Source organism: Solibacillus sp. FSL K6-1781 (assembly GCF_038630735.1).
In the GTDB taxonomy this organism is placed as follows: Bacteria; Bacillota; Bacilli; order Bacillales_A; family Planococcaceae; genus Solibacillus; species Solibacillus silvestris.
In genome coordinates this window covers 3,492,804-3,509,147 of record NZ_CP152038.1, presented here as the reverse complement: position 1 = coordinate 3,509,147, position 16,344 = coordinate 3,492,804, and the positions used below count along the sequence as shown (strand labels likewise).

20 protein-coding genes are annotated in these 16,344 nt (G+C 38.0%); 10 read left to right on the top strand and 10 right to left on the bottom strand.

Annotated features, from left to right (window positions below; all coding sequences use genetic code 11):
* Nucleotides 1-225 precede the first annotated feature (225 nt).
* Complete coding sequence (gene yhaM, locus MHH37_RS17795; RefSeq protein WP_008406472.1) at nucleotides 226-1,161, top strand: 3'-5' exoribonuclease YhaM; 936 nt, start codon at nucleotides 226-228, stop codon at nucleotides 1,159-1,161.
* 190 nt (nucleotides 1,162-1,351) lie between these two features.
* On the opposite strand, the gene serC is transcribed toward yhaM, so the two are convergent.
* On the bottom strand, nucleotides 1,352-2,449 hold the full coding sequence (gene serC / locus MHH37_RS17790) for a 3-phosphoserine/phosphohydroxythreonine transaminase (RefSeq protein ID WP_342574095.1): 1,098 nt from the start codon (nucleotides 2,447-2,449) through the stop codon (nucleotides 1,352-1,354).
* A 250-nt stretch (nucleotides 2,450-2,699) separates the two neighbouring features.
* Here serC and MHH37_RS17785 point away from each other — a divergent pair, with 250 nt between their 5' ends.
* On the top strand, nucleotides 2,700-3,035 hold the full coding sequence (locus tag MHH37_RS17785; protein WP_008406469.1) for a zinc ribbon domain-containing protein YjdM: 336 nt from the start codon (nucleotides 2,700-2,702) through the stop codon (nucleotides 3,033-3,035).
* A gap of 195 nt (nucleotides 3,036-3,230) precedes the next feature.
* Here MHH37_RS17785 and MHH37_RS17780 read toward each other — a convergent pair whose 3' ends face one another.
* Complete coding sequence (locus MHH37_RS17780; protein ID WP_008406468.1) at nucleotides 3,231-4,079, bottom strand: peptidylprolyl isomerase; 849 nt, start codon at nucleotides 4,077-4,079, stop codon at nucleotides 3,231-3,233.
* A gap of 147 nt (nucleotides 4,080-4,226) precedes the next feature.
* On the opposite strand from MHH37_RS17780, the gene MHH37_RS17775 reads away from it, so the two are divergent.
* Complete coding sequence (locus tag MHH37_RS17775) at nucleotides 4,227-4,337, top strand: YjcZ family sporulation protein (RefSeq protein WP_008406467.1); 111 nt, start codon at nucleotides 4,227-4,229, stop codon at nucleotides 4,335-4,337.
* Between the two features lie 97 nt (nucleotides 4,338-4,434).
* On the opposite strand, the gene MHH37_RS17770 is transcribed toward MHH37_RS17775, so the two are convergent.
* The 5 genes from MHH37_RS17770 to MHH37_RS17750 all read right to left on the bottom strand — a co-directional run bounded on the left by MHH37_RS17770 (nucleotide 4,435) and on the right by MHH37_RS17750 (nucleotide 7,088).
* Complete coding sequence (locus MHH37_RS17770; RefSeq protein ID WP_008406465.1) at nucleotides 4,435-4,620, bottom strand: hypothetical protein; 186 nt, start codon at nucleotides 4,618-4,620, stop codon at nucleotides 4,435-4,437.
* Nucleotides 4,621-4,653: 33 nt separating this feature from the next.
* On the bottom strand, nucleotides 4,654-5,193 hold the full coding sequence (locus MHH37_RS17765) for a DUF3267 domain-containing protein (protein WP_008406463.1): 540 nt from the start codon (nucleotides 5,191-5,193) through the stop codon (nucleotides 4,654-4,656).
* Nucleotides 5,194-5,332: 139 nt separating this feature from the next.
* A complete protein-coding gene (locus tag MHH37_RS17760; RefSeq protein WP_173364531.1) occupies nucleotides 5,333-5,896 on the bottom strand; it encodes an HTH-type transcriptional regulator Hpr in 564 nt (187 codons plus the stop codon).
* A gap of 184 nt (nucleotides 5,897-6,080) precedes the next feature.
* A complete protein-coding gene (locus MHH37_RS17755; RefSeq protein WP_008406460.1) occupies nucleotides 6,081-6,449 on the bottom strand; it encodes a YtxH domain-containing protein in 369 nt (122 codons plus the stop codon).
* Nucleotides 6,450-6,629: 180 nt separating this feature from the next.
* Entirely contained in the window at nucleotides 6,630-7,088 is a 459-nt protein-coding gene (locus tag MHH37_RS17750) for an HIT family protein (RefSeq protein WP_148271492.1), read from the bottom strand.
* A gap of 357 nt (nucleotides 7,089-7,445) precedes the next feature.
* Here MHH37_RS17750 and MHH37_RS17745 point away from each other — a divergent pair, with 357 nt between their 5' ends.
* The gene (locus tag MHH37_RS17745; protein ID WP_342574094.1) at nucleotides 7,446-8,195 is read left to right on the top strand and encodes an ABC transporter ATP-binding protein; all 750 of its coding nucleotides are present in this window, start codon (nucleotides 7,446-7,448) and stop codon (nucleotides 8,193-8,195) included.
* A complete protein-coding gene (locus tag MHH37_RS17740; RefSeq protein ID WP_342574093.1) occupies nucleotides 8,179-9,357 on the top strand; it encodes an ABC transporter permease in 1,179 nt (392 codons plus the stop codon). The genes MHH37_RS17745 and MHH37_RS17740 overlap by 17 nt, the downstream gene beginning before the upstream one ends.
* A gap of 64 nt (nucleotides 9,358-9,421) precedes the next feature.
* Here MHH37_RS17740 and MHH37_RS17735 read toward each other — a convergent pair whose 3' ends face one another.
* The 3 genes from MHH37_RS17735 to MHH37_RS17725 all read right to left on the bottom strand — a co-directional run bounded on the left by MHH37_RS17735 (nucleotide 9,422) and on the right by MHH37_RS17725 (nucleotide 11,126).
* Entirely contained in the window at nucleotides 9,422-9,949 is a 528-nt protein-coding gene (locus tag MHH37_RS17735) for a chromate transporter (RefSeq protein ID WP_342574092.1), read from the bottom strand.
* The gene (locus MHH37_RS17730; protein WP_008406451.1) at nucleotides 9,946-10,497 is read right to left on the bottom strand and encodes a chromate transporter; all 552 of its coding nucleotides are present in this window, start codon (nucleotides 10,495-10,497) and stop codon (nucleotides 9,946-9,948) included. The genes MHH37_RS17735 and MHH37_RS17730 overlap by 4 nt, the downstream gene beginning before the upstream one ends.
* Nucleotides 10,498-10,619: 122 nt before the next feature.
* On the bottom strand, nucleotides 10,620-11,126 hold the full coding sequence (locus MHH37_RS17725; protein ID WP_339263201.1) for a Target of RNAIII-activating protein: 507 nt from the start codon (nucleotides 11,124-11,126) through the stop codon (nucleotides 10,620-10,622).
* A 211-nt stretch (nucleotides 11,127-11,337) separates the two neighbouring features.
* Between MHH37_RS17725 and hemE the strand changes: the two genes are divergently transcribed.
* The 5 genes from hemE (at nucleotide 11,338) to MHH37_RS17700 (ending at nucleotide 16,293) form a co-directional block, all read left to right on the top strand.
* Complete coding sequence (gene hemE, locus MHH37_RS17720; RefSeq protein WP_008406449.1) at nucleotides 11,338-12,390, top strand: uroporphyrinogen decarboxylase; 1,053 nt, start codon at nucleotides 11,338-11,340, stop codon at nucleotides 12,388-12,390.
* Between the two features lie 166 nt (nucleotides 12,391-12,556).
* The gene (hemH, locus tag MHH37_RS17715; RefSeq protein ID WP_008406448.1) at nucleotides 12,557-13,489 is read left to right on the top strand and encodes a ferrochelatase; all 933 of its coding nucleotides are present in this window, start codon (nucleotides 12,557-12,559) and stop codon (nucleotides 13,487-13,489) included.
* Nucleotides 13,490-13,501: 12 nt separating this feature from the next.
* Entirely contained in the window at nucleotides 13,502-14,935 is a 1,434-nt protein-coding gene (hemY, locus tag MHH37_RS17710) for a protoporphyrinogen oxidase (protein WP_342574089.1), read from the top strand.
* 204 nt (nucleotides 14,936-15,139) lie between these two features.
* A complete protein-coding gene (locus tag MHH37_RS17705) occupies nucleotides 15,140-15,631 on the top strand; it encodes a FixH family protein (RefSeq protein WP_014822751.1) in 492 nt (163 codons plus the stop codon).
* Between the two features lie 86 nt (nucleotides 15,632-15,717).
* Entirely contained in the window at nucleotides 15,718-16,293 is a 576-nt protein-coding gene (locus tag MHH37_RS17700) for a TetR/AcrR family transcriptional regulator (protein ID WP_008406443.1), read from the top strand.
* The last annotated feature ends 51 nt before the right edge of the window (nucleotides 16,294-16,344 follow it).

The following is a 16,344-nucleotide window of genomic DNA, read 5'->3' as shown; positions in this document are numbered from 1 at the left end:
TCACGAAACAGCTAACATATTTCGAGAAATATTTGCAGTTTATGAACGGTTCATGAACATTTTAATCCTTCGATATTTACCCGAATCTTTATTTTGTTAAACGCTATTTTGCGAAAAAATTTAGCATTCGTTAGCGGGAGTCGCAATTGATAGTCTTTTAATCGGTAAATAACGCATATACATGTTACAATAAATTGTAATAGAGTTATAAAGGGGCGATTACTTGTGAATGGAATTACAAAACTCCAACCTGGTGAACAAGTGGACCAATATTTATTGATTAAAGAAGCAAAAAAAGGTGTAACGACTGTCGGCAAGCCTTTTATGTCACTAATTTTACAGGATCGTAGCGGCGATATTGAAGCCAAGCTATGGGATACAAACGAGGAACATGAAAATTTATACCGTGCACAGGTAATTGTTAAAGTTGGGGGAGAGATTCACGACTACCGTGGAAAAAACCAACTTCGTGTGAAACAAATCCGACCTGCACGTGAAGAGGAAGGCGTTCAAATCAGCGATCTTTTGCCGACGTCTGCGGTGCCAAAGGAACAATTATTTGAAGAGCTGACACAGTACTTCTTTCAAATTCAAAATCCGAATATCTCGCGTATTACACGCAATCTTACAAAAAAATATCAAGACCAAATTCTGATTTACCCTGCAGCAACTAAAAATCACCATGACTATGCATCAGGCTTACTTGACCATGTTGTATCGATGCTCAAATTAAGTGAGGCGATTTGTGATCTATATCCTACATTAAACCGTGATTTATTGTATGCTGGGGTTATTTTACATGATATCGGTAAGGTCATTGAGCTGAGCGGTCCAGTAGGTACAATGTATACGGTGGAAGGCAACCTGCTTGGTCATATATCCATTATGGTCAATGAAATTGGTCAAGCTGCCAATGAGCTGAAAATCGAAGGAGAAGAAGTGATGCTGCTTAAGCATTTAGTATTGTCACATCACGGTAAAGAAGAGTGGGGCAGCCCGAAAAAACCTATGATTCAAGAAGCGGAAATTTTACATTATATTGATAATATTGATGCGAAGATGAATATGCTGACTCGTGCCCTTGATAAAACAAAACCTGGTGAATTTACAGAGCGTCTATTCCCGTTAGATAACCGCTCATTCTACAAGCCGACGATTTAAGCTGCCTCGGTTCCATCTGTGGCAACGTTTTTTGACCAATAGGTGTTTTTGGCCCCGGTCCGAAGAAAAGCGTCCTCCGCAACGGAGAACAACATCTACAAGACAGATATAAAAACAAGGCCGTTCAATTTTACTCAGCGTAAATTTGAACGGCCTTTAATTATGGGGAGGATTATTTTGGCTTTAATTGTTATTGATTATCCTGCTGAAATTTTACCATGAAATCAGCTAGGGCTTTACATGTTTCAAGTGGGACCGCATTGTAAGTAGAAGCGCGGCAGCCTCCTACAGAGCGGTGACCATTCAAACCGACAAACCCGGCTGTTTTTGCTTCAGCAAGGAATTTCTTCTCCAGCTCTTCATCTGCTACACGGAACGTAATGTTCATCAATGAACGAGAATCTTCAGTTGCATGCCCGTAATAGAAACCATTGGAATTGTCGATCACATCATAAATATACTTCGCCTTTTCTTCATTACGCTGCTCGATTGCTTCTAAGCCACCTTCAGCTTTCACCCATTTCAATACTTCACCTAACATATAAATTCCGAAAGTAGGAGGGGTATTGTACAGGGAGTTATTTTTAGAATGTGTTGCGTATTTCAACATTGTCGGGATATTTGAATTTGCTTTTTCAAGAAACTCTTTGCGGATGATGACTACCGTTACACCTGAAGGTCCTAGGTTTTTCTGTGCACCCGCATAAATCATGGCAAAATTTGATACATCAATTTTCTTCGATAAAATATCAGAAGACATGTCTGCAATTAATGGAAGATCCCCAGTAGTCGGGAACGTTTTCCATTGAGTACCAAAAATTGTATTGTTCGATGTTAAGTGAAGGTATGCAGCCTCTTCATCGATTTGGATCTCCGATAGAGCCGGGATATTTTTGTAGTTATTGCTTTTTGAGCTTGCTGCCTCTACAGGTGTCCCGAATAACTTCGCTTCTGCAAAGGCTTTTTCTGACCATGCCCCTGTTTGGATATAACTTGCCTTCTGTCCTTCTTTTAAGAAGTTCATTGGAATCATTGAAAATTGTAGGCTTGCTCCGCCTTGTAAAAATAGTACTTCATAGTTTTCAGGGATATCATATAACTCGCGTAAATTTGCTATCGCTTCATTATGTACTTCTTCAAATTCAGCACTACGGTGACTTAATTCCATTACAGACATACCAGTACCTTTAAAATCTACTAGTTCTGCCTGTGCTTTTTGTAAAACTTCCAATGGTAATGCCGATGGACCAGCATTAAAGTTAAATGCGCGTTTTGTCGTTACTGTCAATGCAATCACTCCTGAATTTTAATATTAGAATATATAAATTGATAATATACCCTTTCGGAACAAATATGTGAAAATTCATGAAATTATTTTTCTAATAAACATAAAAGAGAAGAACCTATAGAAAATTTATAGATTTTTGTCACTAAGCAAATAGGAATGTTCGTGTTTAGAGCCATTTACTTGTATAACCTTGTTTAAAATAAGGAACTGTGCGAGTATAGAGGGGATGATAGACAGGGGGTATATAAAAATGGAACAATTACCGAAATGCCCGGAATGCGGGTCTGAGTATACGTATGAAGATGGTCAGAATTATGTGTGCCCGGAATGTGCACATGAATGGTCTCAATCGGAGGAAACAGTGGAAGAAGGATTAGTCGTGCGCGATGCAAACGGCAATCTGTTAGCTGATGGGGATACCGTAACAGTTGTTAAGGATTTAAAAGTAAAGGGAAGCTCCTCTACATTAAAAATCGGAACACGTGTTAAAAACATTCGACTTGTAGAAGGCGACCACAATATTGATTGTAAAATTGACGGTTTCGGTGCAATGAAGCTGAAATCGGAATTCGTAAAGAAAAACTAAAAAATGCGAGGCCCATTTGTGGGTCTCGCATTTTGTCCCGTATTAACGGGTAGTAAATCTCGTGCCTCTAAACTTAAGTAAGGCGAAAATGTCAGGCGGGAGATCGACTCCCCGTAAAAGCCCGATTGGATCAACTAACAAATCCGTGGGGATGAAGAACCCCACGGATTGAATTTTCACTTTATATATCAACGATTATTCAGCTTTAATGCCTGAAAATGCGTCTTTTAAATCTTTGTCTTTTACTTTTACATCGGCTTCTTTAATTAACTCTGCCATTTTTGTGTTCCAATCAGCTTTTGTAGCTGCAATTGATTCACGGATTTCTTCTTTTTTGTCTTCAAGTTTACCGTAATCTTTAACATCACGTTTCTCAGTCACTTGAATGATGTGGAAACCGTGCTCAGATTGTACAGGCTCACTGATTTCATCGATTTCCAATGCATATGCAGCATCGTTGAATTCAGGCACCATTGTACCAACTGTAAACCAACCTAAATCTCCGCCTTTTGCACCAGAACCTGGGTCAGTTGAGAATTCTTTTGCCAATTTAGCAAAATCTTCACCGGCATCTAATTTAGCTTTGATTTCTTTTGCAGTCTCTTCATCTTCCACTAAAATGTGACGAGCGTTTAATTCTTGAGATGCTTGGTTGTAGTACTTTTCGATTTCCTCGTCTGTTACTTCAACATCTTTTAATGCTTTTTCTTGTAACAATGTGAATCGAATATTTGTTTTTAACGTTTCTTCCGTTAAATTGCTTTGTGCTAAAACAGCTTCATAACTTTCACCATACTGCTCTTTTACACCTTTTAATTCTTCTTCGATTTCCTCATCTGTTACTTTATATTTATCGTTTAAAATCTGTTCAACTACTACTTGTTGCAGTAATTGATCACCAGCGATGTCCTTCATTGAATTATAAAATTCTTCTTGAGTGATATCGCCAACACTTGTTGATACTACAACTTCATCGCCTGGATTACTGCATGCAGCTAAACCGATTGAAGCAGCAACTGTTAATGCAAAAATGGTCTTTTTCATTTGAATACGCTCCTAACTTAACTTTAATGCAATTGTAACTATAACATAAACGATTTAAAAACAAAATGGTTGCATGTGTATAGTGCCTAAGTTTTGTAACAACAGGCGCATACGATATTGAGAGAAAGAGAGAAGGGAGGTGTCAATATGGGTGGCGGAGGTTACAATGGCGGCGGCTCAGGCTATGGCTCTGGCTTTGCTCTATTAGTTGTATTGTTTATCTTATTGATTATTGTAGGTGCAGCTTTCATCTACTAAGAAAGCAAGGTGTGTTAAAAGTCTTTACGGCTTTTAACACACCTTTTCCAATTATTGAAGTAAATATGGATAAAAATCTATTAACATAAAAAATTTTTTAAACGGCTAGCAGTACTTCGACATACATGCTCACAAGTAAAATCGTAATTAGTACATTAATCGTACGGAAAATTTTTGGTTGTTTTTCTTCTGGAATTTCACGTCGACTGCATAATGCGGCAGTCATTCGATTTATTTGGAATAAGTATATTACTGAGAATAAGATTACAATAAGTAGTAACAAATTTATTCCTCCCCTCTAAAGCATCATTAAAACCTAAATATCAATAGGAACTAAAATTTCATAACCTCTTGGTGTTTCTTCAATTATAGCATTGTTTGGTGCATACATTAAATTTTTCACATATAAAAAATCCATTAGACAAATACAAGAGTGAAAAGCAAGCAGACCACTAAAATAATGCGCATATTCAGGGAAATAAATGCCCCCCGCAATCAATGCTGAATTAATAACAATAAAAGGTGTCACAAGTGCGAAAATATAAGATTTTTTCGGAATACCGTTTTGCAGGCGCATCCGGACAACTGGCATGAAATGTTGAATCTTAAAACGAATGACCAGTGATTTTCTATGCTGAAGCAGAGCGAAATAATGTAATAATTTGTGCATAGGATAAATAAAAGGTATTACTAATAAAACTAACCATAAATGGCGATCGATATGCTTACCGTTAAAATTAAAACTAAATGCAATATATGAAAAGCAAAATACAAGGACGAAAAGAGTGATTGCCAATAGTACAAGTCTTCCCGTACCGTATTCGCGCTCAATGTTGATCGTTTTCCAACAATGCATGTGAGCCCTCCTAAAACATTATGGAAAAGGATGTATTATGCTTTTCCATTAACGAAACAATATTAAACATAAAACTAACTATAATCAATAAAAAAAGAAATGTCATCAATTAAAATTGGCGACATTTCTTCTACAAATTTTATGAAGTTGTTGTGATTGATGGCTTTCCCTTGTCATCAATTGTTTCTTTGAAGTTAAAGAATGAACGTTCGAATATTTCGATGAAATCATCCCCGTAAATATTTCGGATAACGGCCATTACATCTAAAAACTCAGGGAATCTACCGTATAGTTCTTTTAATGGCAATGCACCTGTTAAAATCGTATGTTCTGTATCGTGATAATGATCATACATACGTAAAATGAGTTCTGCGCCTTTATCAGTTAACTCCACATATGTATTACGTTTGTCTTCATCACGTTTTGAGAAAGTAAGTAATCCACGTTCTTCTAATTTTTTTGAAAAGTTGAAAGCGGTAGATACATGCATGACACCAAATTTAGCTACATCTGAAATGGAAGCACCTTTCAAATGATATGAAATCCATAAAATATGATGTTCATTAATATTTAAATCAAAAGGTTTAATCCATGTTTGCCAATCTTTTTCGATAGCTTTCCATAGTGCTTTCGAAAGTTGTGCGACTCTTTGGCTAAATAACATAGCCTCTCTTTGCGAGTATAAATCTTCTGTCAAAGCAATCACCTTCTTCTTTCATTTAACATTTTAAAATTATTATAGCAATAAAAGAAAAGAGTTTAAAGTTAGAAAAATGGAATAATTCAACATTGGTTGATTTATGCTATAAAAAGATAAATTTGGGATTGAATTGACTGTTTTTGTTATTTTTGATGGTTCTAAAGTTATAGTGATGAATTTGTATTCATTACTCGTTATTTCTAGTTGAAGGGATATTTTTCTCGATTTCACTTATAGAATTCTGTAATTTCTCTATTTCTTGTTTTAAATTTATTGCTTCCGGTTCTATCTGAGTTTTGAAATTTGCGAAATTATCCTTTAATTCATTTACTATACTAGGCATACTATTTTGGACTTCTGCCTTTAAAGTTGTGATCGATTGCTTTACATTATTTAGTTCGTATTGAACATCTTGAAGTTTGGATTTGACGTTTTTCGTATTTTCCAACAGGTTTTGTCGTAAAGCCGTCCCGGATTGTGGTGCTGTAAATAAAATGACAGCTGCACCGCTAACGATACCTGTTGTAATACCTAGTAAAAATGATTTTGCTTTCATATTGTTAACCTCGCTTTATTTATATTTGTTATCCAAATCTTTTTCCAAATCCATCTTCCGATAAACATTGGAAAGATTGTGGGAAAATGTACTAAAAGAAAAACCAGCATTTTCACTTATGAAAAAGATGCTGGCCATCGTCTCCTCATACAATTATGTAGACATAACTGAGTGGAGCAATTATAAGTGTGATTTAATTTCCTCAGAAAGTGTTGAAAGCACATCTGGCGGGAATTCCTGTGAACGACCATTCCAGTTGACCACTAGTCCATCTTTTTCGTCATAGCGCGGAACGAGATGCAGGTGGTAATGGAAAACGGTTTGACCTGCTTCAGCACCATTATTATTAATCGTATTCATACCAGCCGGGTTAAAAGCAGCTTTAATGGCATTAGCAACTTTTGGGGCAGCGGCATATAAATTACGTGCCACATCTTCAGACATTTCAAATAGATCTTTACAATGTGTTTTCGGAATTAATAGTGTATGGCCCTTTGTCAACGGGGCAATGTCCATGAAGGCAAAAGTATGCTCATCCTCATAAACCTTAATACTTGGAATTTCACCGGCAATTATTTTGCAAAATAAGCAATCACTCATCTTATTTATCGCTCCTTTTTTATTTTTGATTTTCACCATAAGAAGTTAGAAAATAATGCTATTGTAAGTTGAAAGGTATACAGTGGGTCAGAATCCGTCGGAAAGTGTGCGCCCGCAATGAACATCAACTGTACAACCCCAATTTATGGTGAACATACTATTATTTTTCTTTATTCTATCATAGATTATTTGGAAAACTACTTTCTTATATGAAAGAATTACTTTTAAACCGGTGTTAACGGGTCCTTGAAAACGTGGCGGCGGAGGCAGCATTTCCCGAAAAAAATCCCCGCTGAATGAAGTTTCACTTTATGTTCTTTGAATTGAGTGTTGCATTCAGTGTTCAATTTTATTCGCTTTTGATAAACTAAATTTTAGAAAAGAGGAGTGACGACTGTGACAATTTTACAACTGCAAAATGTAACAGGTGGTTATACGAGAAAACCTGTGATTCAAGATCTATCATTTGAAATTAACAAAGGAGAGCTCGTTGGATTAATCGGCTTAAACGGTGCGGGGAAAAGTACGACGATCAAGCATATTATTGGCACGCTCTTACCACGCTCTGGTGAAATCCGTTTAAACGGTGTGACGTTAAAAGAGAATTTGGACAAGTACCGGTCAAGCTTCTCTTATATTCCGGAAACACCCGTACTATATGAAGAATTAACATTAAAAGAACATTTACAATTAACGGCAATGGCATATGGTTTAGATGAAAAAACATTGAATGAGCGTTCTAAAGTTTTATTGAAGGAATTCCGTATGGAGAAGCGATTAAATTGGTTTCCGTCGCACTTTTCAAAGGGGATGCGCCAGAAGGTAATGATTATGTGCGCATTTTTAGTCGATCCAAGTCTGTATATTATCGATGAGCCGTTTGTCGGTTTAGACCCGCTCGGCATCCAGTCATTGCTTGACCAAATGGACGATAAAAAACGTGCAGGTGCATCGATTTTAATGTCGACACATATTTTATCGACTGCAGAAAAACATTGTGACCGCATCATCTTACTTCATGAAGGACGTGTTCGTGCACAAGGAACAATGAATGATTTGCGCAAAGCGTTCAATATGCCGACTGCGACACTGGATGATTTGTATATTGCAATGACAAAGGAGCAGGACAATGAACAGCATGCATAGTGTATGGGCTAAGCGCTTCGAGCATTACATCGGCGAAGTGATGAAGTATATGCGCTTCGTCTTTACAGGGCATATTGCGATTGTCCTTGTCTTTATCGCAGGGGCAGGGGGATATCAGTACAGTGAATGGCTGAAGGTCGTGCAGCCTGATTTTCCGGCAGAATGGCTCATTGCCCTTGTGATCGGGTTCTTAGTTGCATTAAGTAGACCTGTCACATTGCTGAAAGAACCCGATCAAGTATACTTATTGCCGCTAGAAAGCCAAATGCCGAACTATTTCAAAAAGGCGATGAACTGGACGTTTTGGTCACAGCTATTGTTGCCGGTCGTTCTGTATATTATAACGATTCCGTTATTGAAAGAAGTTACGACACTTAGCGTAGCTGAAATTTGGCTGACAGCTCTATTTATTGCGGTGCTGAAATTTATTAATGTGCGCGCCGAATTCAATTACCGTTATGCAAATCGTGGGAATGCCGTACTAATGGACCGTTTCGTACGGGCGATCGTGTCGATTATCGGAATTCAAATGACATTGGCAGACGGTTTGATTGGCATCGTATTTCTCGTTATGATGGCTTATTATACAGTTACATTGAAGAAAAAAGTAAAGGATAATCCAGTACCTTACGAACATTTCATTAAGCTCGAGCAAAACCGCATGATGCGTTTTTACCGCTTTGCCAACTACTTCACAGATGTTCCGCATTTAAAGGGCTCTGTAAAACGTCGTGCTTGGTTGGATATTGCATATAAAGCGATCAGCTATAAAAAGGAAAACACGCAAGCCTATTTAATTTACCGTACGTTTATCCGTACAGACGACCATTTTTATTTATGGGTGCGATTAACAGCAATTTCAGCTGTTGTAGCCATGTTTATTACAATTCCGTTTGTAACTTGGATTGTTGTCGGTGCTCTGGCATTTGCGACAACGCTTCAGCTTAAGTATGCACTTATGTCAGCAGGGGATTTCCGAATGGACATGCTTTACCCGATTCCCCGTGATACGAGAAAGCAGGCTGTTGCAAAACTGCTTCGTCAATTGAGCATTGTACAGGCTATTATTGTGACACTGTGTGCAGTAATGCAGCCACAGTTTTATTTCATTCCGATTGTCATTATTGCAGTCAGTGAATTGACGATGAGAATGTCAAAATAAAAAATCGCTAACCCTACGTATAAGTTAAGTAGAGGTTAGCGATTTTTTTATTAACCAAGTTAATTTACAATAGAAATCCGCCAATTAATAATCCGGCGGCGATTACTATAATAGAAGGAACTTTGAATTTTTCCAGAGCAATATAGCTGCCGACAATCATTAAAAACGTTGGAATTAATTTATTTGATTCATAGGAAGACTTGGCGAAATCGAATGTTAATGTAATTAATAATACGGCAATTGCAGGTAATACAAAGCTTGATAACCGCATTACTTTAGGCGAATCTCTATATTTTTGTAGAAGATTCAAAAGTGTGATCATTAAAATCAGGGTAGGGGCTACTGTCGCAAATAACGCTATAATACTCCCTAAAATACCACCAACTTCAAAGCCGATATAACCCGCCATCTTCGTTGCGATAGGACCGGGCAATGAATTTGCCAAAGCAAGAAACTCACTGAATTCACTTTGCGTCATCCACTCATACCTGTCTACCACTTCATGTTCAATTAACGGGATTGAAGCAGGCCCGCCTCCGTATGCCAAAAGGTTCGGTATTAAAAATGCAATAAAAAGCTCCCAAAATATCATTGTTCTTTTCCTCCTTTATTGGGCAATGCCAGCGCCAATATTAAGAGGGAACCGATGATAATCCCAGGGTGGAGATCGAATACAACAATCGTTATAAAACTGAATACGAAAATAATTGCGCTGATTTTTAGACCTAAAGCTTTATGCGATTTCTTTAAAAAGTCAAATGCATAAATCCCCATCATCACTGTCACAATGGGTATGACGCCATTAGACATGTTGTTGATAAAGTCAGAGTTACTGAATTGGTTTAATGAATTTAATAATAAAATAATTAATAGTACAGTAGGCATAACCGAAGCAAACAGAGCGTTAATTAATCCGAGAAAACCGCCTATACGGTAACCAATGTAGCCTGCCATCTTTGTCGCAATTGGACCAGGCAATGTGTTTCCAATCGATAACACATCAGAAAAATCATCATCTGTCATAAGTTTATATTTTTCAACCACTTCTTTATGAAGCAATGGAATGATTGTCGGACCTCCCCCGAATCCAAGAATTCCTGAAACAAAGAAAGCTTTAAACAACTGAATTTGTATTTTCACATAATAACCGCCTTTTGTTTAGTGAGAAGCAGAATAGTTCGGAAAACGAAATATTTTCTAAATATGTATTATTTTATATAAAAATGCTACGAAACACAATCGTAGCATTTTTTATAAAAGCATTATTCTTTTGAAGCTGCACTATATGTCGTAATATAGGATGATGAGTTAAACATCGACTGTAACACTTGTGTCGTGCCTTCAAAGATAGGGGCAAATGAAGTCTTATACTCATTGCTGCCTTTCCAAACTTCATAAGAAGCAGGCCCGCCCCATTGAATAATAAATAAATAGGTTTCTGCTTTAATCGGACGCAGTAAACGATAGGCAATTACAGCGTCATTGGAGTTCAAAGCAGGGATGACATCGAGAGCTTTTTTCTCGAAAACCGGGCGCTCATCTGACATAATGGGCATATTGAAAAAAGTATAATAGCCCTTTTGTGTAAACTGTCCATCTTGAGCAATTACTTCAAACTTGCGGGGTACTGCGAAAATAGATTTGTTCTCTGTTTCATGCAACACCACTGAATTACCATTTCCGTGTAATAAAATTAAAGGGTGCTGTGGATTTTTTGCAATTAAATTTTCCATATAGTCAGGTGTTCCTGAAGTTACATAAAAATTCATATGACTGACCTCCTTTACACTATTATTTCCATTTATAAAGATGTTCAAGCCATTTGTCAAAAAGTTCTGTAGCAGAAGAGACAAATTTATGACATTTATTCAAGAAATCTATACAATTATTTATGAAAAGTTTATAGTCGATGATGGATATCAATGACGTTTTTAAGGTATAGAATAAAAAAGAATTTACTTTAAGGGGTAGAAATCAAAAATGATGAAATTTAATGACACATTATTACGTGCTGCTCGCGGTGAGCAAGTAGAACATACACCAGTTTGGTTTATGCGCCAGGCAGGCCGTTCACAGCCAGAATATCGTGAAATAAAAGAAAAATATTCATTAGAAGAGATTACAATGCAGCCGGAGTTATGTGCTTATGTAACGCATTTACCTGTTGAACAATACAATGTAGATGCAGCGATTCTTTATAAAGATATCGTTACCCCTTTACCAGGAATGGGAATTGATGTAAAAATAAAAGCAGGGATTGGTCCGGTTATTTCAAATCCGATCCGTTCAGCTGCTGATGTGGAAAACTTACGTGAGTTCAATGCACAGGAGCATACACCTTACGTGTTAGAGACAATTAAAATGTTAACAACAGAACAGTTAAATGTTCCGTTAATCGGTTTTGGCGGTGCGCCGTTTACGCTTGCGAGCTATATGATTGAAGGCGGCCCAAGCAAAAACTACGCTAAAACTAAATCATTCATGGTTTCGCAGCCAAAAGCATGGTTTGCTTTAATGGAAAAACTGGCTGATATGATTATTGTGGATATTACAGCACAAGTAGAAGCCGGTGCAAAAGCAATCCAAATTTTCGATTCTTGGGTTGGAGCATTGAATGTTGAAGACTACCGTATTTTTATCAAACCGACGATGACACGCATTTTTGCTGAATTGCGCGCATTGAATGTGCCGCTAATCCAGTTTGGTGTAGGTGCATCGCATTTAGTAAATGAATGGCATGACCTGCCAGTCGATGTAGTAGGGTTGGACTGGCGTTTACCGATTCGTGAAGCAGAAGCACGCGGCGTAACAAAAGCGGTACAAGGGAACTTGGATCCTACATTATTACTGGCAGACTGGAACGTAATCGAAGCACGAGCGAAAGATATTGTCGATCAAGGTTTAGCGCATACAGGTGGACATATTTTCAACTTAGGCCACGGCGTCTTCCCGGAAGTAGATCCAGCTGTATTAAAACGACTAACTACATTTGTACACGAATACAGCCGCGAACAAATCGCAAAACGTTCATAATACAAATACTAATATAAATATGATTATTCACCGGTGAAGGTGAGAAAACTAGATAGATGAAGGTTGACTGGAGAGCACCCAAAAAACAACAAGTTAATGGGATGAAAAACCTTTAATAACTAATTAAAAAAGAAACGTGTTAAAAAACATGCAGAGGTGAACTTACATGAAAGAAGTACGCGGTTTATTAGTAATGGCTTATGGTACGCCATATAAAGAAGAAGATATTGAACGTTATTACACACATATTCGTCATGGCCGTAAACCAAGCCAGGAACATTTGGACGATTTAACTGAACGTTACCGTGCAATCGGCGGTATTTCTCCGCTTGCGAAAATGACGGAAGCACAAGCCCATGCATTATGTGCGCGTTTAAACGAAGTGCAGGACGAAGTGGAATATAAAGTATTTATCGGCTTAAAGCATATTGAACCATTCGTTGAAGATGCAGTAGAAGCAATGGTGAAAGAAGGTATTACTGAAGCGGTATCGATCGTTTTAGCACCACACTTCTCAACTTTCTCAATTAAATCGTACAATGGACGAGCGAAGGAAGCAGCTGAAAAGTTAGGTGGTACGTTAAATATCACTTCTGTTGAAGCATGGTATGATGAACCGAAGTTTATTGAATTCTGGAAAGATGCCGTGAATGGCGAGCTGGCAAAAATGACAGAAGAAGAGCGCGCAAATGCTTGCTTAATCGTATCAAACCACTCGTTGCCGGAAAAAATTAAACTTGCAGGCGATCCGTATGAAGAACAGTTAGTTGAAACAGCACGTTTAATTGAAGAGGCTTCTGATATTGTAAACGTTGAAGTAGGCTGGCAGTCAGCTGGACAAACACCCGAGCCGTGGCTAGGACCGGATGTACAGGATTTAACAAAGGAATTATTTGAGCAAAAAGGTTATAAAGCATTCATCTATACACCAGTAGGATTTGTAACAGAGCATTTAGAAGTGCTCTATGATAATGATATTGAGTGTAAAGTTGTATGTGACGAAATCGGTGCAAGCTATTATCGCCCGACAATGCCAAATACACATCCTTTATTCATTGATGCAATGGTAGATGCTATCAATAAAAAATTAGCGGAATAGTAGAGAGTGATGATGAGGGTGACTTTAAAAAGGAAGAAGGTTGTTATCGTTGGCGGTGGGATCACTGGTTTAACGACGGCATACTATTTACAGCAAAAAACGAAGGCGCATAATTTACCGATAGATATCGTGTTGATTGAAGCGTCACTACGTTTAGGTGGTAAAATCCATACTGTACGTCAAAATGGATATATTATCGAACGTGGGCCTGAATCGTTTTTTGATACAGGTAGCAGTGTCCGAAAGTTGGCACGTGATTTAAATATCGAACATGAGATGATTCAAAATAATTATGGTCGAACATTTATCGCAGTTGGTAGCAAGTTACACCAAATTCCGAGTAATATTCTGCTCGGAGGGTCACCTAAAATCCTCCCGTTTATGACATCGAATGTTCTATCTTTAATGGGGAAATTCCGTGCAGCAGGAGATTTGTTGTTGCCGAAATTACCGCATGCTGCAGACGAACCGATTAGTGAATTTTTCAATCGGCGCTTTGGTAAAGAAGTGGTCGAAAATTTAGTTGAGCCGGTGTTGGCGGGTACTTTTGCAGGTGATGTCGACCATCTTAGCATGCAATCGATGTTCCCGCAGTTTTATCAGTTGGAAAAAGAATATCGCAGCTTATTGCTCGGTATGAAAAAAACCGGAAAAGGTATTTACGCACTCGTGGATACTCCAGGTGAACTACATTACGAATCATTTGAAAATGGATTGGAATCCTTAATTGAATCATTGGAAAAAGCTTTAACCGATGTAACGATTTTAAAAGGATTGAAAGTGAATTCCATTGAAAAAAATAATGATGATACCCATCTTGTAGAATTGAATGATGGAACGTCGATTCAAGCAGATAAAATCGTCGTGACGACACCGTTTAATGTAACGAAAAAAATCTTCCCGGACTCAACGACAATGCTGAAAGTTCCGGATATGAATTATGCCACAATTGCCACGGTTACGATGGCATTTGAAAAAGGTTCAATGCAGAAATATGAAGATGCACTTAACTTCTTCGTTTCACGCAATAGTCATTTTGCAATTACAAGCTGTACGTGGAGTCACCGGAAATGGGATAATGTGTCACCGGATGGCCAGGAACTACTTAGAGTGTACATTGGCCGTGTAGGGGACGAATCGATTGTAGAGCTGCCCGACAGTGAAATTGAAAAAATTGTATTGCAAGATTTAGAGCGGGCAGTGGGATTGAATGCCCAGCCGCTACTGACAACAGTTGCCCGGTGGAAAGAAGCAATGCCTCAATATACAATTGGTCATGAATTGCGCATGTCTACTATGAAAGAACAATTTTATCAAGAGGTTCCGAATGTCTTATTAACAGGAAGCTCCTATGAGGGGATTAGTATTCCGGACTGTGTATTGCAAGGGAGACATACTGCTGAGCAATTACTCAGCCAGTTTGCCAAGTCAAAAGTAGCAATGTAATAATTCAATAGACTAATTGAACAGAATGCTGTATTAAAGGTGAACCGCTTTTAGTGCAGCATTTTTATTTGGATAATTTTTCAATGGTTCACAAATTTACCTTAATTATCGTATGCATCTGTACGTATTTTTTAGTACGCTAGTAAGGATGGGGAAAGATTGCATTAAAATACATAATAGTTAACAAGGATGGGAGATTTAATGATGAAAAAATGGTTTTACAGTTTAGTAGCAGTCCCTTTTTTATTGGCAGCATGTGGCGATGACCCTGAAGTGGAAACACTTGATACTGCCGAGGTGCCGGCAATCGTCGAAGTAGATATTCAAACAGCAGAACAGTTAAACGTAGGGGAAACGATACAGCTATCGGCACGTGTTACTCAAGAAGAAGAAGCGGTAAATGATGCAAAAGAAGTGAAGTTTGAAGTATGGGAATCCGGCCTTCGTGATGAAGGGGAGATGCTGGACGGAGAACTGACAGAAGACGGAATCTATGTCGCTGACTATACGTTTGACCATGATGGCGTATACTATATGTTTGCCCATACGACGGCGCGCGGCATGCATGTGATGCCCAAACAGGAGCTGATCGTCGGCAACCCAGATATGAGCAAAGTACTGGAAGATACAAGCTCTAATTCGATGGAACATGACGAAGAAAATAAAGAAGAAAAAGAAGAAGATCATAACCATTAAATATTGCAATATGAGAAGAACGGTGTATAATAGTGACTGGATGACCGAAGTGGTCTTTTGGTCACTTTTTTTGAGGAGGTGGATTTATGGATCGTCGACATGAAATTTTAATAGCTGCTACAAAATCCTTTACATTATTTGGCTATAAAGCAACAACGATTGAGCAAGTTGCTAAGATAGCAAATGTAGGGAAAGGGACTATTTATACTTTTTTTAAAAATAAAGAAGAGCTGTTTCAGGAAGTTGTATTCCATTTAATCGGTGAAATGAAACGCGAAACAGATCAGCTAATCGATGTAAGTGCGAGCTTTATGCAAAATGCCCATACAGCATTAATGAAAATGCTGCAGTTCCGTGAGCGTCATTTACTGTTTGCCAAACTAATAGATGAGGAAAGAGCACTGGGCACTCCTGAAGTACAGCAAATGCTGTTGAAAATCGAGTCGGAAATCATTTCATACGTCTCGATGCGCATTCGTAACGGCATTGCAAAGGGTGAGGTCATTGACTGTAATCCTGAGCATGTAGCCTTTTTATTGTTTAAATCGTATTTGGCTTTTATTGTAGACTGGCAGTTGACACATAATGAACCACTCAACGAACAAGAAATTCTGACATTATTTAGCGAAACCATTTTCCGTGGTTTGGCAAAGAAAAAGTAGTAGTCACTTCCTAGTGAAGTGGTTTCTTTTTACCATGAAATGACCAAATGA